The following is a 24,096-nucleotide window of genomic DNA, read 5'->3' on the forward strand; positions in this document are numbered from 1 at the left end:
TAAAATAAGTCAAAGATTAGTCACATGGATTTTTAACTTCTTTCACAATTAGTCGGTAAAGTAAAAGTAGTTGAAGGGAGAGAATGAAATGAAAAAGCAATTAGGAACTGTACTTATTATAACTACATTATTGCTAGGGGCATGTGGACAAAATAGTGCCAAAACAACAAATCAACAAACTACTGAACAAACTACTGAACAAACTGCCGGACAAGCAACTAATGCTAGTAATGCTGTGGATAAACGCTTAAAAGAACCCACAAAAGATACGGTTTGTGAATTTTGCAATATGAAGGTATTTGATGCAAAACAAGAATTGGGTGCTTTTACTGCTCAAGCAATTAAAAAAGATGGCTCCACTATTTTCTTTGATGATATAGGGTGTATGTTAAACCAAGAGCGAAAAGATAAAGTTACCTACGAAAAATTTGTACGTGACTACAACTCAAAAGATTGGTTCAAATTAGATGACGCTATTATTGTAAAAGCAGACATAAAAACACCAATGAACTATGGATATGCATTCTTCAAGGATCAAAAAAGTGCAGATGCATTTATGAAAGAACATAAAGATGCTCAAGTTGTTCAAGTATCCGATATTGACGAAGTTGCTCATAAGCGATACGAAATGAAAATGAAGAAAATGCAAGATATGAAAAATAATGATTCAAATAAAAAGATGGATATGCATTCAGATGATAGCAATTCAGATAGTCAAAAATAATAACAATACTTTGGTTGGCTGGGGGGAACTCTGGCCTTTTGTCGTGGAAGGGAGATAGACATAAATGAAACGATTTTGGCTACTAGTTGCTTTTTTTATCACTTCTTTTTGTCTGATCCCACAAGTTCAAGCAAAAACAGTAACTTTACAACAACTAATTGACCAAACGCCTGATGGGGGCGTATTGCATCTAAAAGGAAAAAAGTATAAAGAAAATGTTACCATTCGTAAATCTATTACAATTAAAGGTTCAAATCAAACTGTTATAGAAAGTAATACACAAGAAACTGCAATCAAAATAGAAGGTACAAATAAAGTGAATATTGAAAACTTGACGATTCAACACGCTCATTTAGGAATTGTGGCAAAGAATGTACAACATTTTCAAATCAAAGATGTGACTTTGATAAATAATTGGGGCGGCATTCAGCTTTATAACTCAAAGAATGTTATGCTGCGGAACCTTTCAATCAAAGGAATCCATGGACATTATTCTAATAAAGGAAATGGAATAGCTCTTTTTAATAGTGAGAATGTAATTGCAACGCATAACCATATTGATCATGTACAAGACGGAATTTATGTAGAAAATGTAAATGGAATCAAACTCGTTGCGAATAAGATTCAAAATGGTCGATATAGTATTCATTTTATGTTTGTAAAAAATAGTCAAGCAAGCAACAATACATTTAACAGAAATGTAACTGGAATTATGTTAATGATGTCAGAAAATGCAATACTCTCAACAAATAAAATCATGAATCAAAATGGATTGAATGCATCCGGAATGACTTTATTCCAATCCAAAAATATTAAAAGTGTTGAGAACATATTCCAATCGAATCGTACCGCCATTTCTGCTCAAAATTTAACAAATTCAAAAATAGTGAAGAATACTTTTTTGATGAATCAAACAGCAGTCGAATTAATTCGATCCAATAAAAAAAACAGTGTAAGGGAAAATGATTTTGTTGGTAATATTGTGAATCTCCGATCTGATGGGACAACTAGTAATATCGCTCGAAATTATTATGATGACTATGCAGGGATTGATGTGAATGATGATGGTATTGGGGATCAAACATATGTTGCACTACAAAGTTTTGGACAATGGATGGTGAGACAACCACCATATCAATACTTTATCGAATCACCAAGTGTTGTTTTGTTAAATGAAATGGACCGACAAACGAATGTAATTGAGAAAGTACAATTAGTTGATCAAACACCAATGATGCATAGTGCAATTAATATGCAACAAGAAAGTACAGTGAGTGTTGGAAAAGTTATGATAGGATTAGCTCTCATCTTCTCAATACTATGGTTTTGGAGAAAGGAAATACAACGATGAAAAAAAGATTGCTAATAGGTATTTTCACTACATTATTATTCCTACAAGCTTGTGGTGATAAAGAATATAAACCAAAAGAGATTGTAAGCGAAACGGATGTTTGTAAAGTTTGCAATATGAGTATTGTCTCTAAAGATTTTGCCGGTGAAATTGCCTTAACAAATGGTGATTATGAAATGTTTGATGATCTTGGTTGTTTAATCGAATATATGAAAGGTATGAACGATAAGGACTTAGGTGAAGCCTTTATCAAGGACCAAAGTGGGGAGAAATGGTTAAATGTCAAAACAGCAACCTACGTTTATGATAAAGATATATGGACACCAATGTCTTATGGTGTCATTGCTTTTAAAACAAAAGAAAGTGCAAAGAATTATATAAAAAAAGCAGGTAAGGGAGAACTATTAAGCTTTGAAGATTTAAGAACTTTTAAATGGGGTGTTCACCATTGAGAAATTACCTATTTATTCGTTTAGAATGGAGACAAATGCTACGTAGTCGTTGGATGCAATCGGTAGCATTACTCTTTGTTTTTGTCTTTGCATCGATTTCCCTTATCCAACAGATGGCTTTACCAAACGTTTTAGGCTTTACAAGACAAACTGCAAGTTTTTTAAATCTATTATTATTCCTACTGCCTTTATTTATCTTAACAATTGGAAGTATGAGTGTTGCAAGTGATTTAGAATCGGGGTGGTTTTCATTATTAAAAACCTATCCATTAACCGTTATGCAATATATTATAGGAAAATACATCGCCTTACTGTTATCCTTTACGATTATTCTGTTATTGGCTTTTGGTGTTGTATTAACTATGAGTGGAATTTCTGAACAATTTCATTTTCCTACTATTTTTTTAGGTTTATCTATTTTAACAATGCTTATTTTTTCATCTATTGCTATACTATGTGGAATTTTAGCCAAAAACCGTTTACATGCTTTAGCTGTATCACTGGTTGTATGGGCTTTGTCTTTATTGTTATTATCGTATGCTTTAATGGCAATTGGTACTGTGGTTGCGGGTCATATTTTACAAAAGTTAACCATTGTAATGATTCATATTAATCCAGCTGAATGGATTCGATTTGGTTATTTTCTTTTCTCTGAACAAACTACCGTATTAGGGCCATCATTTTATAGTTTTACTAAGTTTTACAGTTCTCCAGTAGGTTATTTACTTTATACAGTTATTACGATTTTATGGATCGGGTTCCCGATTGTATTCGCAAAATGGATATTGGAGAAAAGAGGGCGTCAAATATGATTGTTGAAGGGAAAAACATAGTAAAAAGATATTCAAAAGAGCAAGGATTACTTGATGTTTCGTTTACTTTACATGATGGAAGGATCATTGCTTTGGCGGGTGGAAATGGTGCAGGTAAAAGTACGTTGATTCGTCTACTAATTGGAGAGGAAAAGCCAAGTAGTGGCGAACTAAATTGGAAGATAAAACGTTCCATTCGCTATATGCCAGATGATGTGAATTTTCCACCAACTTTAACTGCTCTTGAGATTTTACAGTTACTTTCTGGCTTAAAGAATATTCCATTCAAAGAAATCGAAATAGTGTTAAAACGAGTTGGATTATGGGAATATAAAAAACAAAGAGTTCGGCAATTTTCTAAAGGGATGAGGCAACGATTAAATTTAGCTCAAGCTTTATTGGGAGACGAACAACTACTTATTTTAGATGAACCAACAAATGGATTAGATATTCGTTGGATTGCTGAGTTGAAGAATATTTTACAAGAACAAAAGGATCTTGGAAAAACGATTCTATTTTCAACACATCTCCTATCATTTGCAGAAGAACTTGCAGATGATGTCCTCCTATTACATGAAGGGAAAGTTCTAAAACAAGGAGATATTTACTCTGTTTTACAACAATCAAAAACAAATCATTTAGAAGAACTTTTTATGCATGAAATCGGTTTAAAAAAGAAATAAGTGTAATATCGACGAAAAACACGACTGATGATGAAGTCGTGTTTTTTGTAAGTGTCGAAAATAGTCATGTTATAATAATGTTAATTGAGGAAATAAAAGAGAAAATGTATAAACAGAAGTTTACAGGAGGACCACGAATGGAGATACAGGAAAAACTGCAATCAATCATCCGAAACATAGAAAAAGTGATGATTGGGAAAAAACATATTGCCGAATTAAGTGTTGTAGCATTATTAGCTGAAGGGCATGTTTTACTTGAAGATGTGCCAGGTGTAGGGAAAACGATGATGGTGCGCGCACTTGCAAAGTCAGTAGGAGCTAATTTTAAACGTATTCAGTTTACACCAGATTTACTCCCTTCAGATGTTATAGGTGTATCCATTTATAATCCAAAAGATATGGAATTTCATTTTCGTCCAGGTCCAATTATGGGGAACATTGTTTTGGCAGATGAGATTAACCGAACATCTCCCAAAACACAATCAGCTCTATTAGAGGGGATGGAAGAAGCAGCTGTAACAATTGACGGTGAAACAGTGCAAATTCCAAAACCGTTTTTTGTAATGGCTACCCAAAATCCAATTGAATATGAAGGTACGTTTCCATTACCTGAAGCACAATTAGATCGGTTCTTACTAAAAATGAAGATGGGTTATCCTAGTCATGATGATGAAATTGAAGTTTTACGTAGAGCAGAAGGTACACGTCCAATTGAGTCACTTCAGGCAGTTGTTTCGTTAGAAGAATTAAAAGAATTACAACAAGCAGTAAAGACAGTCCATGTTGATGAGTTAGTTAAAGGGTATATTGTTGATCTTGCAAGGGCAACTAGAGAACACCAATATGTATATCTCGGTGCAAGTCCACGTGGCTCCATTGCTTTGATGAAAGCATCACAAGCTTATGCATTGTTAAAAGGTCGCCGATTTGTGACACCAGATGATGTTCAATTTTTAGCTCCATTTGTCTTTTCTCACCGTTTAATCTTAAAACCAGAAGCACGCTATGATGGGATTACATCTGAAGAAATTATTGGAAGAGTGATGATTAATACTACGGTACCCATTAAAAGGACTTCGAAATGATGAAGAAGTATAAAATTAAATGGCTATCCCAAGCTATTTCTCGTCTGGTGATGGTTGTTTTATTGCTAGTTATTTCGCTTTGCTTTGCTTTGATGCAGGGTGGGTTTGTTAGTTGGTTTATTTTCTTTATGTTTTTGCCTTTTGCACTTTACTCTTTCATGCTGTTTTTTGTACCGTTAAAACAATTTTCTGTTGAAAGAACAATGCTTACAAGACATTTAGAACATGGTGATTCACTTCGAATGAGGATGACTTTAACTAGAAAATCGCGATTTCCATTGCTTTATACAGTTATTCAAGAAAGTATACCGAGTGAGATATTCGATCAAGAAGCATCTGATCAAACAAGACATTTTTTTATGATGGGAATGAAGAAGCAATTATCTTGGGATTATGAAATTCCTAATATAACACGTGGTCATCATCAACTAGAAGGAATAGAACTGACCATTACTGACTTCTTTGGATGGATCAAAAAAACAGCATTAATTCCTGCTAAAAAATCCGTTATTGTATATCCAAAGGTAACAAAACTTGTGTACAAGCCATTACGCATAGCCAAAAGCAGTGGTGCAGGAACAGCACGTAATACAGTTGTTCGCGATACAACAATGGTATCTGGTATTCGTGAATACCAGCCAGGAGATCGCATGACTTGGATACATTGGAAGACATTTGCAAAAACGCAAAATATGCAAACGAAGGAATTTGAAGATCAACAATCTCAAGAAATATGCCTTGTGTTAGATGGTTCGCCTTCAGCGTTATTTGAAGAACAGGTTGAGTTATGTGCCTCGATTTTAACAGCAGTAGTAAGTCAGCATTTAGCAATCTCCTTCTTAAATACGACTACAAACCAATTTTTATTGGATCAGATTCAAACAGAAGAACAATTGCAACAAGCGTTATATCAATTAGCAGGAGTGCAACCTAAAATAATCGAAAAAGTAGAGCATAAATTTGGACAAAATCGTATTTTGGCAAATGCAGCAATGGTTTATTTTGTAACGGGTTCTTTGACATCTGAATGGCTTAATATTATGAAGAATCTGTCTCGAAAGTCTCAAGGTATTATTTGTTTTATTGTTCGAACTCATGCACAAGTAATTACAGAGAATGAGCAAAAATTAGAGAAAATAGCAAAGGAAAATGATATTCTTGTATTTCCTTTAACACAGGAACAATTTGCAAATGCCTTTATGGAGGTGTTGAAATGATGAATTCGCCTGTGATGAAATGGATCGGCTTAATCGGACTTTATCTTATTATTTTCCTGATGCTAGTAGAATGGCTCGTACCCGTAGTCACTCTTACAAACACAGGGCATCTTGGCCTATTTCTTCTCTTCATATTAATTTGTTTAGGTAGCAACATTTTCAATTTAAATGGTGTGCTGTCCTTTACTATTAAGATTCTATATGTACTATGGTTTTTAATGTATGTGTATATGGGGACGAAAATATTTGCTGTAGATAGTTTTATGAAAATTGCTAATGAATTTGTAATTAGTATTCATGCCCTAATGGACGGAAACTGGGATGGAGTGACAGATTCATTTCGCAGTATATTATTTTTCTTATTGTTATGGATGACAATCTATTTGATTCATCATTGGCTAACAGTAAAACATTCTGTACTCTATTTCTTTTTTACAACCATAATATTCTTAAGTTTTTTAGATACTCTGACAGATTATAATGCAAAGTATGCAATGATTCGTGTTATGATTTTAGGAATATTACTTATGGGTGTTTTATTTATCAATCGTTTATTTACCAATAGTCAGGTTAAATGGAAATGGAACCATTATATACTATTACTAATTCCCCTCATTGTCATGATCATTGGTAGTGCTGCATTTGCTTATTTAATGCCTAAAAAACAAGCAATGGTGAATGTACCTAAGCCTATAGAAAAACTAATTAACTGGCAAAATGGTCAAAGTGGTAGTGTGGGTAAGATTGGTTATGTAGAAGATGATCGTAAACTAGGTGGTCCATTCGAAAAAGATAATACCGTGGTATTTGAGGCAACTGCCAAAAAAAATCAATATTGGCGTGTGGAAACAAAGAGTATTTATACAGGAAAAGGATGGGAACGTAAAGAAGGTGATATTTACGTTCATACATTTGGTTATAGCGAAGAAATTCCAATGTCCATGAAACCGGGCAAAAAAAAGAACACCGATGAAGCGACAATTACTTTAAAGAAAAATTATAAATTTATATTGCAACCATATGGATTAAAAACTATTGATCAGCCAAATGATGATAAATCATTTTATATAGAAATTGATAGTGAAAAAATTCGCCCAACTATAAACGAAGAGAAGGTTCTTTTACCACAGTATTCAATGTCTTATTCAACACCTCAATATAGTCTGAAGGCATTAGAGAAAACAAGAAAGTCTGATTTAAAGAAGATTCCTAAAGGCTATAAAAAATATTTGCAGCTGCCTTCTTCTTTACCTAAAAGAGTAAATAAATTGGCTGTTGAAATCACAAAAGATGAAAAAAATTTGTATGACAAAGCAAACGCCATTGTTTCGTATTTTCAATACAATGGATATAAATACTCTCGTACTGATGTAGCCGTACCGTCAGAAAAACAAGATTATGTAGATCAATTTCTTTTTGAAACGAAATCAGGCTACTGTGACAATTTTTCAACTTCTATGGTAGTTATGCTTCGTACATTAGGGATTCCTGCACGTTGGGTTAAGGGTTTCTCTGAAGGGGATGAAGTCCTTTCGAAAGATAGTACTCGCCGTTATGTGATTACCAACAATAATGCACATTCATGGGTAGAAGCATATTTTCCAGGAGTAGGTTGGATGTCTTTTGAACCTACAATCGGCTTCAATGGATTTGATAATGTACTGGATGATGTAAAAGATGAACAAAAGGAAGGTACTATTAATCCAAAACAAAAGGAAAATGACAAGGCAAAAGCAGAAAAGAAAAAGAAAGTAGAACAAAAGAAAAAAGAAAAACAAGCCAAAGAAAAAGTAAAAAAAGAAGAAAAGAAAAAACAAAAACAAGAAGAGAAAAAGCGTAATAAGGATCAAACAGCAAGTAATCAAGTGAACAAAACCATGCTCATTTCAGTCATCATAATTATTCTATTAACAATACTAGTATTTTTGACGAGACGGAAATGGATGCCAAAATGGTTATTGATGAAATATCGCTTAAGAGGAAAAAATGACATCCCAATCGATCGTATGTATGAGGATTTATTGAAGCAGCTTTCTTTAATTGGTTTATCGAAAGGTCAAGGACAAACCTTAGGAGATTTTGCAAAACAAGTGGATGTACATTTTGGAACAAACCATATGAGTATCTTGACACAAGTATATGAGCAAAAAATCTATAGTAAAGAGGCAACTTTAATTGATAACAAGGAAATTAAAGAATGTTGGGAATATTTAATCAATCATTTAACCGGTTGATTTTGACTCTTATAAACTGTAAGATTAAGAAAAATTATAAATAATTGAACTACCCTCATATATGTTCGGAAATATGGTTCGAATGTTTCTACCAAGCTACCGTAAATAGTTTGACTATGAAGGCTTATATAGCTGTGTTTTGGACATAGTTTATTTGCTTTTTGGAGAAACTGAACGCGGAGGAAGAACGAAACTTTCAACGCGTTCTTTTCATATGATGTACTATATTAAGGTGGTAGTCATTTATAAATTATAGAAGAGGTGGAACTGTTGTCAGTTAGTACACAACTAAAAGATCAAGAAAAAATCATCGTTCTTGATTTCGGTAGTCAATACAATCAATTAATTACACGTCGTATTCGTGAATTCGGTGTATACAGTGAGTTACACCCACATACAATCACAGCACAAGAATTAAAAGACATGAATGCTACAGGTATTATCTTCTCTGGTGGCCCAAACTCAGTTTATGATGACAATGCATTCAAAATCGATGAACAAATCTTTGAACTAGGCTTACCAATCTTAGGTATCTGCTACGGTATGCAATTAATGGCACATACTCTCGGTGGTAAAGTAGAAGCTGCATCTCACCGCGAATATGGTAAAGCAGAAATCGAAGTACTTGAAGAAAACAAATTATTCGCTGATACACCAAAAGAGCAAGTTGTTTGGATGAGTCATGGTGACCTTGTAACAGCTACTCCAGATGGCTTTACTACAATTGCAACAAGCGCTTCTTGCCCAATTGCTTCAATGGCAAACCCTGAACGCAAATTCTACGCTGTACAATTCCACCCAGAAGTACGTCACTCTGTATACGGTAACGATCTTCTACGTCATTTCGCATTAGATATCTGTGGCTGTAAAGGTGACTGGTCAATGGCGAACTTCATCGAAATCGAAATGGAAAAAATCCGTCAACAAGTTGGTGACAAAAAAGTTCTTTGCGCACTTTCAGGTGGCGTAGACTCATCAGTTGTTGCGGTATTAATCCACAAAGCGATTGGTGACCAATTAACTTGTATGTTCGTAGATCACAACTTAAACCGTAAAGGTGAAGTTGAACAAGTTATGAAAACTTTCACAGAAGATTTCGATATGAAAGTAATCAAAATTGATGCTCGTGAACGCTTCATGAACAAATTAAAAGGTGTAACAGATCCTGAGAAAAAACGTAAAATCATTGGTAATGAATTCATTTACGTATTTGACGAAGAGTCTACAAAACTAACTGATATGGACTTCTTAGCTCAAGGTACACTTTACACAGATATCATCGAATCTGGTACAGCAACTGCACAAACAATCAAATCTCACCACAACGTTGGCGGTCTACCAGAAGACATGAAATTCGAACTAATCGAACCGCTTAATACATTATTCAAAGATGAAGTGCGTGCACTAGGTTTAGAACTTGGTCTTCCTGAAGAAGTAGTATGGCGTCAACCATTCCCAGGTCCTGGTCTAGGTATCCGCGTACTTGGCGAAGTAACAGAAGATAAACTAGAAATCGTTCGTAATGCAGACTTCATCCTACGTGAGGAAATCAAAAAAGCTGGTCTTGATCGAGATATCTGGCAATACTTCTGCGTGCTACCAGACATCCGTTCAGTAGGTGTTATGGGTGATGGACGTACTTATGATTACGCAATTGGTATCCGCGGTGTTACATCAATTGATGGTATGACTTCTGACTGGGCACGTATCCCATACGACGTACTAGAAAAAATCTCTGTACGTATCGTAAACGAAGTAGACCACGTTAACCGCGTACTGTATGATATTACTTCTAAGCCACCAGCTACTATTGAGTGGGAATAGATTCGCTATTTTTAGCGGTCAGTTTGTCGGGGAATCAGCGTCATATCAACGTTTGAGAGCGTTCTAAGCGAAAGGTTATACGCTCGCACCCGCAACAATTGAAATCATAAATATGCTCTCTCTTATTTTCGGAATTCCGGAGATAAGGGGGAGTTTTTTTGTGTCCAAAATTATTGAACTAATAGACGACTTCCGTCTTAATCAGCAGATTCAAAGTCGGAAAAAGGCGTATATCGATTTATGTATTTGGCGCTTGAATGATTTTAAGGAGTATATGAAAAGTGAATTTGACGTTGATGAAGTGGAAGAAGTCAAAGCGATACACGTTAAACGCTATATACAGTCGCGTCAAGAGGCGGGCACCGAGCAGAACATCACGATAAACAATCGTATTGCTACGCTAAAGGTATTTTTTAATTACGTAGTCGAGGAAGAGTATGTCGACGAATCCGATAATCCAATGCGCCGAATAAAGAACTTAAAAGAGGATAAGCGGGTTATCATCACGTTCAATGACGATGAGGTAACGCGGATTATAAACGACGTGAAAGAAGAAACGTATTCAAACATACGCGATAAGCTAATTCTTATTTGCTTATTTGAGACGGGTTGTAGGGTGAGTGAGCTTTGCAATATAAAGAACGACGATATAGCTAGGAAGCACATTTTAATACACGGAAAAGGCAGTAAGGAGCGTCTCGTTTATATTAGCAAGACTATGCGGAGGTATATGCGCAAGTATGACGAGATGAAAAAGAAGCGATTCAAGCATAAAGCTGCGGACGAGATTGAGGATTATTACTTTTTAGATCAGTCAGCAGTACAACTATCACGCTCACGCATTAACAAGATATTAAAAGAGCATTGCCGTAATGCTGGCGTTAGAAAAGAGATACGATGCTCTCCGCACGATTGCCGTCATTACTATGCGCAGAAACAGTTACGCAATGGAATCGATGTATACAGCCTCAGCCGTCTTTTAGGCCATTTTGATACGCAGATAACATCTAAGTATCTGAGAGGTTTAGAGCAATCAGACATCTTAGAAATAGGGCGTCTACATAGTCCGCTGAACGATATGGGTATTTGAAAATAAAAAAAGGACCAGCACTCACAATGCTAATCCTTCAATACTCAATTTGCTTACACACCTAATGAAAACAGAATATGAGTATCTGATATGCCTTCATTTTACTTGAAAAAAAGTAAAAATGCAAAGGTCTGCTTTCCTATTGTCTTTTTTAGGATGCTCCGTCTTGGTCGCCCATTAACAGGACGTTAAATTAAACTGGTCAGGTTATGACTTAGCCGCCGCAATAATTAAGTCTAGGTTACATATAAACGTTTTCTCATTCGCGTTTGTAGCTGAATAGTGAAGCGCAACTAGGATAGCGCGGAGTGGAAGGTCTGGACTGTTACGGCAGTCGTAGGGCGTATCATAGACTATATATTTGCTGAGTTCCTTTATAACGGATAAGCATTGACGAGTATTGCAACGATCTGTATACGAGGTATATACGAACTGCTGGGGCAGAAGTGAGCAGTAGATACGCAGAGTCGAAAGATTCGCAACTGAATGAGAGCATACGATACTCGTCCGTTTCCCGACGCTTAATGCAGTTGTCTGTCTGTTTAGTAGATTCGTATTTTTTGAGTCCGCTAGACTAGGCAGACAAACTTTTGCTCCGAGCCTGAACCGGTTAGCCCTCAGCTTAATGCCAAAATTCAAAAGAAAAAACAAGAGATAAAATACATAAAAATTAAAAGACACTACGGAGATCATTCCACGGTGTCTTTTTTTATTTCTATTAATTCGCTAATATCATCAATTTCTAATGCGTCAGATATCTTCGCAAGTGAATCCAGTGTAATACGTTTTTGCTTGTTATTTACTAGCTCACTAATTGCTCGGGTAGTAACGCCTGTTAATTCAGCTAACTGTTTTTGCTCCATTTTATGTACGGTTAATAACTCCGCAAGTTTAATGCGTATGACACGACTCATACAAACACCTCATTTCACTTTTATAATACCTCACAAAAAATAATTACGTCAAATGTAATTTTAACTGTTGACAATTACGACTAACGGAATTAAGATATGTATATAGAGATTACGACAAACGTAATTGAGGAGGGAGCATGAAGTTAATAAACGCATTAGACTCTTATTTCTTTGATGGTCCAGCTTGTTTAAGTGATCGTATCTGGTTTTATGGCGGTATTTTAACAATGATTTTTGTAGCATTAATCACACTAATTTAGGAGGCAATAATATGCAGATTAAATACGTAAAAACAGTTGTAGGTTGGTATAACGTCTACATCATCAAAACAGGCGAAGTAATCAATATGAATCCAGAACAATTCGCAGCTCTTTGCCCTAATGTTTCTCGTAAATCTCGTTTAGGATGTTTAGAAATTAGCGTATCAAAAGCCGAGAAGTTATTTGTAGCTTAATAAAAAGGGAGGAATTATAAATGAACTTATTCTCAGAAGCAAAAGCAGTAAACCACATTGACCTTGACGGAGTAACTATTTTTACAACTGAACGCACAATCGCGATTGACGGAGAAATTGAAGTTTCACGCTTTGAGCACGAAGGAGAAATTGAACAATTCGTATTACGTATTCCGACGTTAGAGATCGAAGCAACGCCAGCAGTTGCGCATCTATTTGATGGGCGCTATATCGCAGCTAGTGAACTTCTAAATACATTTATCGCTAATTCAACGTCAATCGACTACGTATAAAAGACTACCTGATGGACTGCCCGATTGATGTCCACCCGACCATATAAAACGGGAAGGTTGAAGAAGCCTTTATATCAACGCATTGAAGCTGTTTTTAGACTTCTCAATCGCTGCAACTCTTATGTAATAAGAGAACCCGTGGCGCAATAAGAAACGAAAGGAGTGCCCGCTTGCTTTTTGAAATTATAACAACTGGATTGATGGGCGGAATAGCATTAAAAGCATTTGCGAAAAAGAATGGTCTAGCACAAAACGATAGCGGGAAGATACAACGAATCATATCGCTAAGCGGTCTTAATGTGAAAGACGGCAAAGACACGCTAACAACACAGCTTATCCGTAAAAAGCATTACGAATGGGGATGGGAGTATAAATATAGGATTCCGCTAGGACGGAGCTTTGACGATTACCAGGCGAAAATGAATGTGCTTGAAGATGGCTTGAATAATCGCCGTCAACGCATCACGCTTAACGATTTAAAGGAGCTACAGCTTGATGGCAGTATTATCGAAAGCCTTAAAACGCTATGGAATAACAAACTCGCGGAAAGAAAGGAAATCGAGCTAGCTTTTGACGGGCTCTTAATAATACGCGTCTACAATGAGCCGATGCCGAAAGAAGTGGCGTTTCAAGCCGGAGAAGGTTGGCGAGTACCAGTCGGCATAACTCGCGACAAGAACGCTTTTAAATACCACGATTTTGAACAAATACCGCATATGGTCTTAGGTGGCGCTACTCGATACGGAAAATCAAACTTTATAAACGCCATGATTACGAGTTTAATACAGAGCGAGCCGGATCACGTCAATTTATTCTTAATTGATTTAAAGGGCGGCGTTGAGCTTTGTGATTACGACAATTTGTCGCAAACGCAGTCTATTGCGTATGAACCGGAAGAAGCACTCGCAACACTACAAACGGCTTATGAAAAAATGCGAGAAATACAGCGCCAATTAAGGGCGAAAGGTAAAAAGAATGTGCAAGAAGGCGGAATTAAGGAGCGTTATTTTATCATTATTGATGAGGTTGGTGAGTTAAATCCGCTTGAAGCCGTTACACGCGAAGAAAAACTACTTAAGCAAGAATGCCAAACGCTAATGTCGCAGATTGCTAGGCTTGGCGCAGGGCTAGGCTTTAGGCAGATATTAGCGACACAATATCCGACTGGCGACGTTATTCCGCGTCAATGCAAGCAGAATAGCGATGCTAAGCTATCATTCCGAGTACAATCGGCAACGGCTTCGCGTGTCGTATTAGATGAAACAGGCGCCGAGCTATTACCAATGATTAAGGGGCGCGCTATCTATCAGACGGCAGATAGGCGGGAAATATTGCAGACACCACTTATTAGCTCGGAAATTATTAACGAAACTATTACTCCGCATAAGGAGGCACAGAAGGTTGCGATTAAAAAAGTTGAGCCAGCGCGACGAACAAATACTGTTACATTTGAAAGAGTTTGACTTTCTGACTCGCGATCAACTTAACCGAACTTTCCAGCTTGGCACAAAGCGCAATACCAATCGAGTGCTTCAAAACTTAGCGCCATTTCTTAAGAATATCCGCGAAGGCTATCAGTCCATTTATTATCTAAGCAAGTTAGGGCGTGAGTATGTAGATTGCGAGAAAATCCGAAAGAAGGGCGGTCATGTTCAGCATGCTATTATGCGGAATGAGTTTTATATCTTCTTTGGCTATCCTAGCGATTGGCAAAACGAAATCAAGGTATCAGACGGCCATACGTCTGTTATCGTTGACGCTATGTTTACTAAGAATAATTTGCTCAACTTTTTAGAGGTTGATCGGTTGCAGACGATGAAAGAAAACGCGAGCAAAGTTCGAAGGTTTGAAGAACTGCATAGAAACGGACTACTAGAGCAGAAGTTGTTTTACTTTCCGCGAATCATATGGCTGACGACTACCGAATTAAGGCGCAAGAAGCTCGCTGAATTATGCAAAGGACTACCGAAAGTTAAAGTGTTTACGTATGACGAAATCATATAACGAAAGGAAGATGTAATGTTATTTAAAAAGAGAAGCAAAGTAGAAGTAGTACCGGAGAGCGAATGGACGGATTTTAGCGAAGTGGAGCAATATGCAACCAAAAAACAATTAGCGGTTGCTATGTGTGTGCCCACTGTGGCGAGCGTTGGGTTATTAGCTCACCGGTTATTAGCGGATAGTACACATCATGTAATGGCGGCCAGTGCTAGCGCTCCAATAATGCCGGTTAGTGCTCCGATGCCGACGCATGCAGTGGTAACAGCGGCCAATTCGATAGGAGATCCGACGGGCGTAGTTGCAAATGCGTCGTTGGATCTGTTGGCAACGATACTCGATCCGATTATTGATATTTTAGTAGCGATTAGCTTTCCGGTTGCTAGCGTTATCATGGTAGGCGCGTGCTTCTTCTTCATGTTTGGTAATAGCGAGAAGGCGTGGAGCATGATAATGAATGCCGGTCTTGGCTACGTTTTAATACAAGTATCTCCGCTATTCTTAGAGATATTGCGCAAGGTTGGCGAGGCAGTATAAATTTTCATAAAAATAGAAAAAATATCCGCGAAAGTGTTAAACGTTCTAAACACTCGCCGATATATAACGTAGGACTATATTTTCCTCGGTCCTATACTTCTATTTTTAACTTCAATTATCGCTTTCTGCGAAAAATCAAATTATTATTATTGGGATTTTATGTAAAAAATACTTGCACATTTTTATAGGGAAAAGTTTTGTCACTATCCTTGCGAAAACCATAAGAAATTTTTGACGTGTTCACAAGTTTGTCACAAACTCATAGTAGTATTGTCATTTTTTCTCCTAAAATTTGGAACGTGTCGACGCTTATAGAGGGGAGGGTAATTTTTTAAAGGCGGTAATCCGTCGAAAGTTCAAAATCGAGCTAAAAAGAAATGCCCAATTAAATTCCCCTTTGATTTTAGCGTTCAGAGACGTTTTACACACGATTTAGATAGATTATAGCTGAAACACCTTAAAACGCGTCTGAGAGCTTTATTCAACGCTAGAATTAAGTCTAGTATTTATTTGATATTTTAATAGTTTTGAATTTGTTAATTATCGGCGGAATTTCATTCAATAACGCCGTATTTTTATCATGCCTTTTCATGCTCATTTGCATATTTTAGGCGATTTTAATGTTTGTACTACAATCATAGTCGTTAATTCGGCGGAAGTCAAGGAGGAAACGTATGAGCAAAGACAATTTTATTTTCGTTGAGGTCGGTTTATTGCCGGTGTTGAGAAAGGCAGGCATTAAAGCGCTGCAGATTTTAAACGGAGAATGTATCGCAGTAATTCCGTACAGCGAGCTAGCGCTAGAAACTTTAGAAAAATACGAGCGCAAGCGTTACTATGCGCCAGCCGTGGAGGATTACGAATAATGGAGAAACGCTACATTTTAAACCTTAACTTTGCCCGCAAGCTAATGCGCGAGGGATTCCGGATCATTGACGTTGAAACATCACGAAGTCAACAGGGACGAGTCGCGTTCGTATTTGAAGCAACGGAAGAACTAAAAAACTATTTATCGAAGGGGAGAAACGCATGAACAAATTACAGCAAAATGGACACAGCGAAACAATCGAAAAACTTAACGAACTTTACATCAGCACTCGACGCAAGTATATCATGCAGACTGAAACGGGCTACGTTACGTTTAACCGGGATAAGATTTCGACTATATGGACACTAAATGACGGCATGATTGCGAATCACCTAGCTGGCTCAAAAACTTACGGCATCTTTAACGGAAATCACTATAACAAATTTATCACGTTTGATGTTGATTATGCAGACGATCAGGAAATGGCGCGCTGGGCTACATTGAACGTTATTCGCGTTCTGCAAGACGAATTCAATATAAGCGCTAATGATATTCACGTTAGCTTTTCCGGCAATAAAGGCTACCACGTCGACCTATTCTTTGATATGCAAATATCGGCGGAGGAAGCACGCCGATTCTATACGCAAGTAATTAATGCGGCAGGACTACCGGCTGAAAAAGTAGAGTTCCGTCCTACCTGGACACAAGCGGTAAAACTTCCGCTAGGGATCCATTTGAAAACAGGGCGCCATTGTTGGTTTGTGGACCGCGAAACACTAGAGCCTATCGAATCATTCGACTATCTAAACGAAGTTGAGCCGATGGACAGCGCCTTGATTTTAGATGCGCTTATCGAATTGACTGACGAGCAAGAGGCAGAGTTTGAGCGCGTGGTCCGTGAGACAGATACGAGCGTCAACGTGGTTAATACTTCGGATGCCTACGCTAAAGCAATGAAAATACTGGACGCCGGGCAGTTGCTTGAATCAGGCACACGTCATACAACGACAGTCCTGCTAGCGTCATTCTTTAATTCGCAAGGCTTTGAGCGTGACGAGGCAGTCGATACGATTATGGAAGTCCTTTACCATACGCCCCCGGAATATTTCAGCGAAGGCAGCGAGGCAGATATGTGGGAGTGTGAAGCTATCCGCTTAGTAGACTTAGCGTTTGACCGCGACTATAAGCTCGGCAATGATGACCAAGAAATTACGATTTATAAGTCCGAAATGCTAGCGGTACTTAACGCCGGCACATTCCGCCAAAAGCAAATGGCATACGCAATGCTCGTCACCTCAAAAAGATACGGCGAAACCTTCTATTTAACGATGTCTACCGCAAGCAAAATGACGGGGGCTGCACATGCCACAGTAAATAGCGCTATTAAGAAGCTCGTTGAAATCGGCTTTATCGAATACGTGCGAAAAGGTGAAATTGACAAAGCGCAGTCACGACAGAAGGGGCGCCCGATCTATAAAGCGAATCGATATCGCCTTTTAATAGACAAACCGCAAGCCGGCGAGAACTCGGTTGATGTAAAGCCTGCTGCCAATATTACCGATGTGACAACCGCGCTATTTGAACTTAAAGAGGTTCGTAGTTTAGTAGGACGTACAGAGTTTACTAACCGTTGGAAGCCGGTCTACGCTTCATAGCGCTACTAACGTTATACCTAATATATATAGTTATTATGTTCAAAAACGTGCACTTAAAAACAGCGAAAAGGGGACAGCTAAATATGAAAACTACAAATGAACTAACGGATTTACAGAGCGGAATTGTGAAGTTTCAAGTCGATGGAAATGATTGGATCATTAGTGAGATACTTTGGAAAGCAACGCAACCTTTTATGGAGAATCCGACACGCAGACGCTATTATTCACCGCACAAAAAAGGCGGACAGATTTATATTAACTTAAATTCCAATATGGACTATATCGCATATACAATCCGCGCAAAGCAAGAACTAGCAAAGGCTAGCTACCGTGGTAAACAGAATGATTGGAAAAGCAAGGAGTTTAACAGACTTATTTCTATTGTAAACGTCGACTTTCATATTTGGTTTGATGTAAAGTACGACAAATGGGATGGAATTCTTTGCAAATACACAATCACAACGGAGCTACTCGATGCTATCTACGATAAAATGGACGAGCTTGTCGCCGAAGTCTACCCAATTTATCTGGAGCCGTTTTTAAAACTGTGTGAAGACTACCGTCAAGAAATAGCACTGCAAAAAGAAACGAACGACAAAGCGCTTGCTGCGATTGACGAGAACACGGTCGAAGCACTTAAGCACGCACTGAAATACGTTGATCCGAGCCGAAGTGATAGAGAAATCGTTCGATTTATTAATCGTACATGGACGAATAAATTCACTGACTTAGAAAAAGACAGAAATGGTATAAAGCGTATTGAACGCCTTAATAACAGGGGTAATACAGTTGCATTTTTTGTAAAAACGCACTTTCCAAATGACCGAAACTATTTACGTGTCTTATTTGATGATATTGAATACAAACCGGAGAATTGTTCACGCATGCAAGTTGCTTTCGTAGCGGCAATCCTTAAATTAATCGAAATAGATGCAGAAAATGGTGATTTGAGAGGGTACTCGTGCAACAAGACAGGGGAAGCACGTATCAAGCATTCTTATATTGCAGAGAAGTTAGGGGTTAAAGCACCAACAATTAGAAAAAGAATTGAAAGAATAAAGAAAAAAAGTCACACTTTCTAGTATTTTTAAAAGGTGGGGAAAGAGATAAAACGGATTGGTTCTCATATATTGAGTGCCTTTTTATTTACGCATTAATTTATATTTTTATAAATAACTATAATCGGAGGTGATCGTCATGAAAACGTACTATAGCGCACAGGACTTACCGGTAATCCGCAAATATTTCGGCATTAATCAAGAGCAAATGGCTCGCATTGCAGGCGTCACACAGGCGTATATCTCGATGATCGAGCGACAATACGTACCTCTAACACATACACTCCGCGATAGATTATCGGCAAGGCTGAATATAACGCCGGAACTATTAGCGGAAATCAAACGAGAGCAAGTGGTTAGAGAGGAAAAGATTCAACATTATTTAATTAATTGAGCATTTCGCGAATTAGCGGGGTGCTTTTTATATACAAAAAAAACAAAAAAGGGGAAATGAAAATGGAAAATAAACAACGCAAAATAAACTTAACTATCGAATCAACTGGGGAACTTCGCGAATGGTACGTATTTGTTGAGGATAGCGCAGGACAAAATGGCTCTTATCACTTCAAAGACGCTGGCGCTGCCTACGCTATGTATAAGACATTGCACCGCTGTATTAAAAAGGGGTACGGCTATCAAATCGAAGTAACCTCGAATCACGAAGGTTTTATTCGCAGTCTAAATCATATTAGCGACGATAATCGCACGTTAAGCAGAATGACACGCGATATTTTATTTGAGACAAATTCGGTTATTACTTCCGCCAAAGTTGCGGAGTAACAATATACAGCATACAAAATACAAAAAACAAAGGGGAAATGGACAATGGAGTTATATCTACTAGTAATGATGGGGCTTTGCGCGTACAGTTATTTCTTTTTAAGTATCGTTGGTGATAAGTATTGAGTAGTAGAGTGGGAAGATACATTGAAAAGCATTGCGCTAATTATGACGCAAACGGTCAATGCTTATTGCAAACTTTTGAGAGTGGGAGCCACATATGCCCGCTCTTTTTTAATTTGACTGCACGTTGCACTTACGCTGAAACTTCCGTTCTACCTGGCGACGGGCAAATTCAATCTTTATATATGCAAGGTAAACAAGGCGCTGAGATAGTACTACACACTTGCGAACGCTGCAAAAAGCCGTACAAGCGCAGGAGCAATCGACAGAAATATTGTTCGTCTTGTCAAACGGATCAAGCAAGAAAAAGAGCGCGTGAGGGCATGGCAAAACTTAGGTCAGATGTTAACGATTAGACTTTCTAAATCGTTGATTTTACCGGCTTTTCCACGTCTATTTTAAGACGTAAATACAATAGCGAAAGTATTTATCATTATTGCTGTTTTTGACTTTCTAAACACTAACTAAAGGGAGAGATTTTAATGACTAAGACAATCGCAGAACAAATTCAAGGACATATCGAAAAGGCTTATGAAATCAAAAAGCAAACAGTAAAATTGGCAGCTGAAGTACGAGACGAAGTTGGCTCTACAATTATGGATATCGTAAAGGATCCATTGTTATCTCCGGAGGGTAGGAAGGTTAAACAGGCTGAGATTATGGGTGGATATGAACGAGACCTATATACAGAAATCGCTAGAATTAAAGGCGAATATTTAGCGGAGGCAAAAGCAGTCCGTGACCTTGCTAATAAAACGCTATTAGAGCCTAACGCAAAGCCCACAGACACTACAAAAGTAGCGTTCTTTGAAAAAGAATACGAACGATTAAAAGTCGACGCTATGCTTGGGCTTAACGCTGAAAAGTCAATGAAAGCAATCGCCGAATTTGTAAGTAAGTACGACCATCCTTATTTCGCTGAACGTTTACAGTCAGAATTCAGTACGCTAGCAGGCGCAGTCTTAGCTAACGGAAATGATGCAGAGACACGCCAAAAACTAAGCAAGATGCTCGAAGCAATAGAAGTTAAAGCGACATCACCTGCGAAAGAGTCCGCTAAATACGGTCTTAAGTATTTTGAAAACGCTGAGGGTGTTCGTTTGTTCCCAGAGTATAGTCACGAATTTAAAGCGATTGAGTCCGTTATGACTAGCAAATATATAAAGCATATCAATGAGCCGGAAGTTTATTTTGAGGCGGAGGCAGAAACGCAAGAGTCAGCACAATAGTGCCGGCTCTTTCTATATAAAAAACAAACGAAAAGGGAGACGATTAAATGACATTACAAACACAATTTAAACGCGAAGGAAATTTATTAATTTCGGGCGATGAGGAAGTCTTAGTAAAAGCGCAAAAGGATAGCAACAAAATTCTTGCGGAATTAGATGTGCAAGGAACAGACGAAGCAAAGGCGCAAAAAGCCCTTATCGAAATGAACCGAGCATTATACGCTAACTTTACGCCAAACGTTCAAAACTTAGCTAAGTTATTTGACAAAGCGCGGTCGAGTGCTGACAGTTTTTACGCTGAAAAGTACGTCGAATTAAAAGCGGATGTTCTAAAGGCTAACGAATTGGCAACCGCAGATAAGCCACAGGTTGAACGCTATACAGTAACAGCACGTGATTTGTAAAACGGAGCTCCTAACGGGGCTCTTTTTATTTGACTTAAAAAGCGAAGGAGAGACGAAAACATGACGCAAGAAAAAATCAATCAGCAGCAACTAAAGAAGATTATCGCAGCACAGCGCAAATACAAAAAAATCTATGACAATAACGCAAATGTAAGCAAGAAAAGGATAGCGAAGGCCGAACGCGATATATTGGCTCTTCAATCAATTATTAAAGAAAATGGTTCACTCGCTAAATTAGCGGAACTAACACTTGCAGCGCTATGGGCGGCGCTTACAGCGGCGAAAGAGGAGAACAAACTAAAGCTCGCAGAAGTCGAAGAATTACATCTTGCTGCAGCGGCAGAGGCTGAGCGGCTTGAGCGAGAAATATTCAGGGAGGAATGAGCAATTGAGTATAAACCTAGTCGCAAAATTAAGTCTAGTCGATAATTTATCTGCAAAAATGAAAAGTATTGACCGGACTATTCAAAGAACAGAAAGAGCTACCAACAGCTTTAATTCGTCTTTACAAAGAACGTCGAAGTCAGGCGCTAGCAGTTTTAATGGAACGATTAAGGCGGTCGGCGGTCTAGTTACTGCAATCGGCGGAGCTATCGGAATAGCAAAAACGCTAGACGCAACTCTCGGCGAAGCCATGCGCTACCAACAGCAAGAAGTCTTAGTCGAAGCGATGTTCGATGACAAGAAGGCCAGCGCTAAATACGCGAAAATGGTTCAGAAAATGGCGCAAGATTCGCCGATTATGGATACGTCAACTATGATGGGCAGCTCGAAGGCTTTCGTTGGTATTACGAAATCATTGCCTGCGCTTAAACAAGCGTGGAAAGTTGCAGAAAAACTATCAATAATGGATCCTGAACAAGGGCTTCAAGGCGCAGTTTATGCAATGAAAGAGCTCGCGTCGGGCGATGGGGTTTCGATGGCAGAACGATTTGAGGTTCCCAAGAAGGTTGTAAATTCGATTAAAAACCTTAGTTTCGATGAGCAACTCGTATCAATACAACAGTATCTTGATAAGGTCGGAATTACGGACAAGACAGTTCAAAAAATGGGCGGCACTACAATGTCAAAATGGAATCAGATTAAAGAAAAATTACAATCAACCTTCCGAAATATGGGTACTTCCGGTAATTCGCAAATCGGAAAGGCTTTCGATGGAATTTTAGCCGGACTAGACAAAGGCTCCTTTAATAAAGTCGCCAAGCAGATTGATGAGGGGTTAGGTACGGCATTATCTAAGCTCGCGAACTACGTTAAGACTATTGATTTCGTTGACCTCGGAAATAAAGCAAGCACAGCGTTCGATAAAATATCGAAAGGTGTTAAGTGGATAAGCGACAACTTTAATGGAATTAAAGAAACGGTAATCGGCGTAGGTATCGCCGTGGTTGCATTTAAAGGAATCATGGCAGGCTTGACGGTTATCAGCACGATTAATACGTTAATGAAAGCGTATCGCACGGGAACTTTAATCGCTACCGCTGCACAATGGAATCTGAACGCAGCTCTCCTCGCAAACCCAATCGGACTTATCGTCGTTGCAATCGCAGCCTTAATCGGAATTATAGTAGTATTAGTCCGCAACTGGGACACAGTAACGAAGAAAACTAAGCAATTTTGGCGTGCAATCGGCGGGGGCTCAGGAGCTATCCGCATATTAATGGGACCGCTCGGCATATTAATCGGCGCAGCAATCGACTTAGCGAAGAACTGGGACTCTACGAAATCCGTATGGGAAAACGTATGGGGCGCAATCAAGCGTTCTGCAGCGGAGTCGGTTAACTCTGTAATTGGCGGCATTAACGAGATGATTAAAATGATTAACAAGTTGCCAGGCGTCAATGTTCCGGTAATCGCGAAAGTAGACTGGGGAGGCACGCCAGTAGCGCCGTCTAAAAAGCTGCCGAAAAAGAATCCGCAACTTGGCTCATTAACAAACTATGCACCGAAGAATTACGGCGGTCTTAATTTACCCGGACATAAAGGTGGTCTTAACCGCGTGCCTTATGACGGTTATGTGGCAAGATTACACGAAGGGGAACGTATTCAAACACGCGATGAAGTAAATGCCGAGCGCAATGCTACGAGTGGTGTTCAAGTATCGTTTGCGGGCGCTAACTTCCATGTACGACAAGAGAGTGATATTGAAAGTATCGCGAAGGCGCTAGCTAACGAAATATTCAGTAGAAGGAAGGTAGTCGGATAATGGCCGGAATTAAGATTTATTTAAAATATTCATCGAAAGATAAGTTGCAACTTCCGGTTGTTCCGGAGGAACTTTCGCTAGAGTCGCCATTTGGAGTAAATAAGGTAAACGTTGCGCATAAAGGTGCGATTACTATACCTGGCTTAACGAAAGGGGAACGATAAA

28 protein-coding genes and 1 riboswitch are annotated in these 24,096 nt (G+C 38.3%); of the genes, 27 read left to right on the forward strand and 1 reads right to left on the reverse strand.

Features of this window, described 5'->3' with window-relative positions:
- Nucleotides 1–88 precede the first annotated feature (88 nt).
- The 10 genes from CEF14_RS16340 (at nt 89) to CEF14_RS16385 (ending at nt 11,472) form a co-directional block, all read left to right on the forward strand.
- Nucleotides 89–724 (forward strand): nitrous oxide reductase accessory protein NosL, encoded by a 636-nt coding sequence (locus CEF14_RS16340; RefSeq protein ID WP_102693803.1) that lies wholly within the window; start codon nt 89–91, stop codon nt 722–724.
- A gap of 64 nt (nt 725–788) precedes the next feature.
- Nucleotides 789–2,075, forward strand: coding sequence for a right-handed parallel beta-helix repeat-containing protein (locus CEF14_RS16345; protein WP_102693804.1), 1,287 nt, complete (start codon nt 789–791; stop codon nt 2,073–2,075).
- Nucleotides 2,072–2,527, forward strand: a complete 456-nt coding sequence (locus CEF14_RS16350) for a nitrous oxide reductase accessory protein NosL (RefSeq protein WP_102693805.1) — start codon at nt 2,072–2,074, stop codon at nt 2,525–2,527. Before CEF14_RS16345 ends, CEF14_RS16350 begins: the two co-directional genes overlap by 4 nt.
- Nucleotides 2,524–3,339: an ABC transporter permease gene (locus CEF14_RS16355; RefSeq protein ID WP_245890198.1), complete on the forward strand. Its 816-nt coding sequence runs from the start codon at nt 2,524–2,526 to the stop codon at nt 3,337–3,339. Before CEF14_RS16350 ends, CEF14_RS16355 begins: the two co-directional genes overlap by 4 nt.
- Entirely contained in the window at nt 3,336–4,022 is a 687-nt protein-coding gene (locus tag CEF14_RS16360; RefSeq protein ID WP_102693807.1) for an ABC transporter ATP-binding protein, read from the forward strand. The genes CEF14_RS16355 and CEF14_RS16360 overlap by 4 nt, the downstream gene beginning before the upstream one ends.
- Nucleotides 4,023–4,159: 137 nt before the next feature.
- The gene (locus CEF14_RS16365) at nt 4,160–5,107 is read left to right on the forward strand and encodes an AAA family ATPase (RefSeq protein ID WP_102693808.1); all 948 of its coding nucleotides are present in this window, start codon (nt 4,160–4,162) and stop codon (nt 5,105–5,107) included.
- On the forward strand, nt 5,107–6,324 hold the full coding sequence (locus CEF14_RS16370) for a DUF58 domain-containing protein (protein WP_170061535.1): 1,218 nt from the start codon (nt 5,107–5,109) through the stop codon (nt 6,322–6,324). The genes CEF14_RS16365 and CEF14_RS16370 overlap by 1 nt, the downstream gene beginning before the upstream one ends.
- Entirely contained in the window at nt 6,321–8,558 is a 2,238-nt protein-coding gene (locus CEF14_RS16375) for a transglutaminase TgpA family protein (protein ID WP_102693810.1), read from the forward strand. Before CEF14_RS16370 ends, CEF14_RS16375 begins: the two co-directional genes overlap by 4 nt.
- Nucleotides 8,559–8,593: 35 nt before the next feature.
- A riboswitch (purine riboswitch) is annotated at nt 8,594–8,695 on the forward strand.
- A gap of 133 nt (nt 8,696–8,828) precedes the next feature.
- Nucleotides 8,829–10,382, forward strand: a complete 1,554-nt coding sequence (guaA, locus tag CEF14_RS16380; protein ID WP_102693811.1) for a glutamine-hydrolyzing GMP synthase — start codon at nt 8,829–8,831, stop codon at nt 10,380–10,382.
- 160 nt (nt 10,383–10,542) lie between these two features.
- Nucleotides 10,543–11,472, forward strand: a complete 930-nt coding sequence (locus CEF14_RS16385) for a tyrosine-type recombinase/integrase (protein WP_102693812.1) — start codon at nt 10,543–10,545, stop codon at nt 11,470–11,472.
- Nucleotides 11,473–12,161: 689 nt separating this feature from the next.
- Here the strand turns inward: CEF14_RS16385 and CEF14_RS16390 are convergent.
- Nucleotides 12,162–12,386: a helix-turn-helix domain-containing protein gene (locus CEF14_RS16390; protein ID WP_102693813.1), complete on the reverse strand. Its 225-nt coding sequence runs from the start codon at nt 12,384–12,386 to the stop codon at nt 12,162–12,164.
- Between the two features lie 137 nt (nt 12,387–12,523).
- Between CEF14_RS16390 and CEF14_RS19415 the strand changes: the two genes are divergently transcribed.
- The 17 genes from CEF14_RS19415 (at nt 12,524) to CEF14_RS19110 (ending at nt 24,095) form a co-directional block, all read left to right on the forward strand.
- Nucleotides 12,524–12,646, forward strand: a complete 123-nt coding sequence (locus tag CEF14_RS19415) for a hypothetical protein (protein ID WP_281256527.1) — start codon at nt 12,524–12,526, stop codon at nt 12,644–12,646.
- Between the two features lie 11 nt (nt 12,647–12,657).
- Nucleotides 12,658–12,840: a hypothetical protein gene (locus CEF14_RS16395; protein WP_102693814.1), complete on the forward strand. Its 183-nt coding sequence runs from the start codon at nt 12,658–12,660 to the stop codon at nt 12,838–12,840.
- A gap of 20 nt (nt 12,841–12,860) precedes the next feature.
- Nucleotides 12,861–13,133, forward strand: a complete 273-nt coding sequence (locus CEF14_RS16400) for a hypothetical protein (RefSeq protein ID WP_102693815.1) — start codon at nt 12,861–12,863, stop codon at nt 13,131–13,133.
- Nucleotides 13,134–13,303: 170 nt separating this feature from the next.
- Complete coding sequence (locus CEF14_RS16405) at nt 13,304–14,596, forward strand: FtsK/SpoIIIE domain-containing protein (RefSeq protein WP_102693816.1); 1,293 nt, start codon at nt 13,304–13,306, stop codon at nt 14,594–14,596.
- Nucleotides 14,535–15,137 (forward strand): replication-relaxation family protein, encoded by a 603-nt coding sequence (locus CEF14_RS16410; RefSeq protein WP_102693817.1) that lies wholly within the window; start codon nt 14,535–14,537, stop codon nt 15,135–15,137. The genes CEF14_RS16405 and CEF14_RS16410 overlap by 62 nt, the downstream gene beginning before the upstream one ends.
- 15 nt (nt 15,138–15,152) lie before the next feature.
- A complete protein-coding gene (locus CEF14_RS16415; RefSeq protein ID WP_102693818.1) occupies nt 15,153–15,668 on the forward strand; it encodes a hypothetical protein in 516 nt (171 codons plus the stop codon).
- A gap of 674 nt (nt 15,669–16,342) precedes the next feature.
- Nucleotides 16,343–16,534, forward strand: a complete 192-nt coding sequence (locus CEF14_RS16420) for a hypothetical protein (protein ID WP_102693819.1) — start codon at nt 16,343–16,345, stop codon at nt 16,532–16,534.
- Nucleotides 16,535–16,697: 163 nt separating this feature from the next.
- Nucleotides 16,698–18,131 (forward strand): TOTE conflict system archaeo-eukaryotic primase domain-containing protein, encoded by a 1,434-nt coding sequence (locus CEF14_RS16425; RefSeq protein ID WP_102693820.1) that lies wholly within the window; start codon nt 16,698–16,700, stop codon nt 18,129–18,131.
- Nucleotides 18,132–18,214: 83 nt separating this feature from the next.
- Nucleotides 18,215–19,213, forward strand: a complete 999-nt coding sequence (locus tag CEF14_RS16430; protein WP_102693821.1) for a hypothetical protein — start codon at nt 18,215–18,217, stop codon at nt 19,211–19,213.
- Nucleotides 19,214–19,328: 115 nt separating this feature from the next.
- Nucleotides 19,329–19,583, forward strand: coding sequence for a helix-turn-helix domain-containing protein (locus CEF14_RS16435; RefSeq protein ID WP_102693822.1), 255 nt, complete (start codon nt 19,329–19,331; stop codon nt 19,581–19,583).
- A 62-nt stretch (nt 19,584–19,645) separates the two neighbouring features.
- Nucleotides 19,646–19,969 (forward strand): hypothetical protein, encoded by a 324-nt coding sequence (locus CEF14_RS16440; protein ID WP_102693823.1) that lies wholly within the window; start codon nt 19,646–19,648, stop codon nt 19,967–19,969.
- A gap of 134 nt (nt 19,970–20,103) precedes the next feature.
- Nucleotides 20,104–20,448 carry a cysteine-rich VLP protein gene (locus tag CEF14_RS19500; RefSeq protein WP_407690478.1) on the forward strand — a complete coding sequence of 115 codons (345 nt, stop codon included), beginning with the start codon at nt 20,104–20,106 and terminating at the stop codon, nt 20,446–20,448.
- Nucleotides 20,449–20,574: 126 nt separating this feature from the next.
- Nucleotides 20,575–21,321, forward strand: coding sequence for a hypothetical protein (locus CEF14_RS16450; protein ID WP_102693825.1), 747 nt, complete (start codon nt 20,575–20,577; stop codon nt 21,319–21,321).
- A 47-nt stretch (nt 21,322–21,368) separates the two neighbouring features.
- On the forward strand, nt 21,369–21,725 hold the full coding sequence (locus tag CEF14_RS16455) for a hypothetical protein (RefSeq protein WP_102693826.1): 357 nt from the start codon (nt 21,369–21,371) through the stop codon (nt 21,723–21,725).
- A gap of 60 nt (nt 21,726–21,785) precedes the next feature.
- A complete protein-coding gene (locus CEF14_RS16460; protein WP_102693827.1) occupies nt 21,786–22,109 on the forward strand; it encodes a hypothetical protein in 324 nt (107 codons plus the stop codon).
- Nucleotides 22,110–22,113: 4 nt separating this feature from the next.
- Nucleotides 22,114–23,931: a hypothetical protein gene (locus CEF14_RS16465; RefSeq protein WP_102693828.1), complete on the forward strand. Its 1,818-nt coding sequence runs from the start codon at nt 22,114–22,116 to the stop codon at nt 23,929–23,931.
- Nucleotides 23,931–24,095, forward strand: a complete 165-nt coding sequence (locus tag CEF14_RS19110; RefSeq protein ID WP_170061536.1) for a hypothetical protein — start codon at nt 23,931–23,933, stop codon at nt 24,093–24,095. Before CEF14_RS16465 ends, CEF14_RS19110 begins: the two co-directional genes overlap by 1 nt.
- The last annotated feature ends 1 nt before the right edge of the window (nt 24,096 follow it).

Source organism: Rummeliibacillus pycnus, from assembly GCF_002884495.1.
In the GTDB taxonomy this organism is placed as follows: domain Bacteria; phylum Bacillota; class Bacilli; order Bacillales_A; family Planococcaceae; genus Rummeliibacillus; species Rummeliibacillus pycnus.

Excerpts from the sequence above, each read along its gene's own strand:
- CEF14_RS16340 (WP_102693803.1), top strand. The coding sequence starts at position 89 with ATGAAAAAGCAATTAGGAACTGTACTTATTATAACTACATTATTGCTA.
- CEF14_RS16345 (WP_102693804.1), top strand. The coding sequence starts at position 789 with ATGAAACGATTTTGGCTACTAGTTGCTTTTTTTATCACTTCTTTTTGT.
- CEF14_RS16350 (WP_102693805.1), top strand. The coding sequence starts at position 2,072 with ATGAAAAAAAGATTGCTAATAGGTATTTTCACTACATTATTATTCCTA.
- CEF14_RS16360 (WP_102693807.1), top strand. The coding sequence starts at position 3,336 with ATGATTGTTGAAGGGAAAAACATAGTAAAAAGATATTCAAAAGAGCAA.
- CEF14_RS16365 (WP_102693808.1), top strand. The coding sequence starts at position 4,160 with ATGGAGATACAGGAAAAACTGCAATCAATCATCCGAAACATAGAAAAA.
- CEF14_RS16370 (WP_170061535.1), top strand. The coding sequence starts at position 5,107 with ATGAAGAAGTATAAAATTAAATGGCTATCCCAAGCTATTTCTCGTCTG.
- CEF14_RS16375 (WP_102693810.1), top strand. The coding sequence starts at position 6,321 with ATGATGAATTCGCCTGTGATGAAATGGATCGGCTTAATCGGACTTTAT.
- CEF14_RS16390 (WP_102693813.1), bottom strand. The coding sequence starts at position 12,386 with ATGAGTCGTGTCATACGCATTAAACTTGCGGAGTTATTAACCGTACAT.
- CEF14_RS19415 (WP_281256527.1), top strand. The coding sequence starts at position 12,524 with ATGAAGTTAATAAACGCATTAGACTCTTATTTCTTTGATGGTCCAGCT.
- CEF14_RS16395 (WP_102693814.1), top strand. The coding sequence starts at position 12,658 with ATGCAGATTAAATACGTAAAAACAGTTGTAGGTTGGTATAACGTCTAC.
- CEF14_RS16400 (WP_102693815.1), top strand. The coding sequence starts at position 12,861 with ATGAACTTATTCTCAGAAGCAAAAGCAGTAAACCACATTGACCTTGAC.
- CEF14_RS16415 (WP_102693818.1), top strand. The coding sequence starts at position 15,153 with ATGTTATTTAAAAAGAGAAGCAAAGTAGAAGTAGTACCGGAGAGCGAA.
- CEF14_RS16420 (WP_102693819.1), top strand. The coding sequence starts at position 16,343 with ATGAGCAAAGACAATTTTATTTTCGTTGAGGTCGGTTTATTGCCGGTG.
- CEF14_RS16425 (WP_102693820.1), top strand. The coding sequence starts at position 16,698 with ATGAACAAATTACAGCAAAATGGACACAGCGAAACAATCGAAAAACTT.
- CEF14_RS16430 (WP_102693821.1), top strand. The coding sequence starts at position 18,215 with ATGAAAACTACAAATGAACTAACGGATTTACAGAGCGGAATTGTGAAG.
- CEF14_RS16435 (WP_102693822.1), top strand. The coding sequence starts at position 19,329 with ATGAAAACGTACTATAGCGCACAGGACTTACCGGTAATCCGCAAATAT.
- CEF14_RS16440 (WP_102693823.1), top strand. The coding sequence starts at position 19,646 with ATGGAAAATAAACAACGCAAAATAAACTTAACTATCGAATCAACTGGG.
- CEF14_RS16450 (WP_102693825.1), top strand. The coding sequence starts at position 20,575 with ATGACTAAGACAATCGCAGAACAAATTCAAGGACATATCGAAAAGGCT.
- CEF14_RS16455 (WP_102693826.1), top strand. The coding sequence starts at position 21,369 with ATGACATTACAAACACAATTTAAACGCGAAGGAAATTTATTAATTTCG.
- CEF14_RS16460 (WP_102693827.1), top strand. The coding sequence starts at position 21,786 with ATGACGCAAGAAAAAATCAATCAGCAGCAACTAAAGAAGATTATCGCA.
- CEF14_RS19110 (WP_170061536.1), top strand. The coding sequence starts at position 23,931 with ATGGCCGGAATTAAGATTTATTTAAAATATTCATCGAAAGATAAGTTG.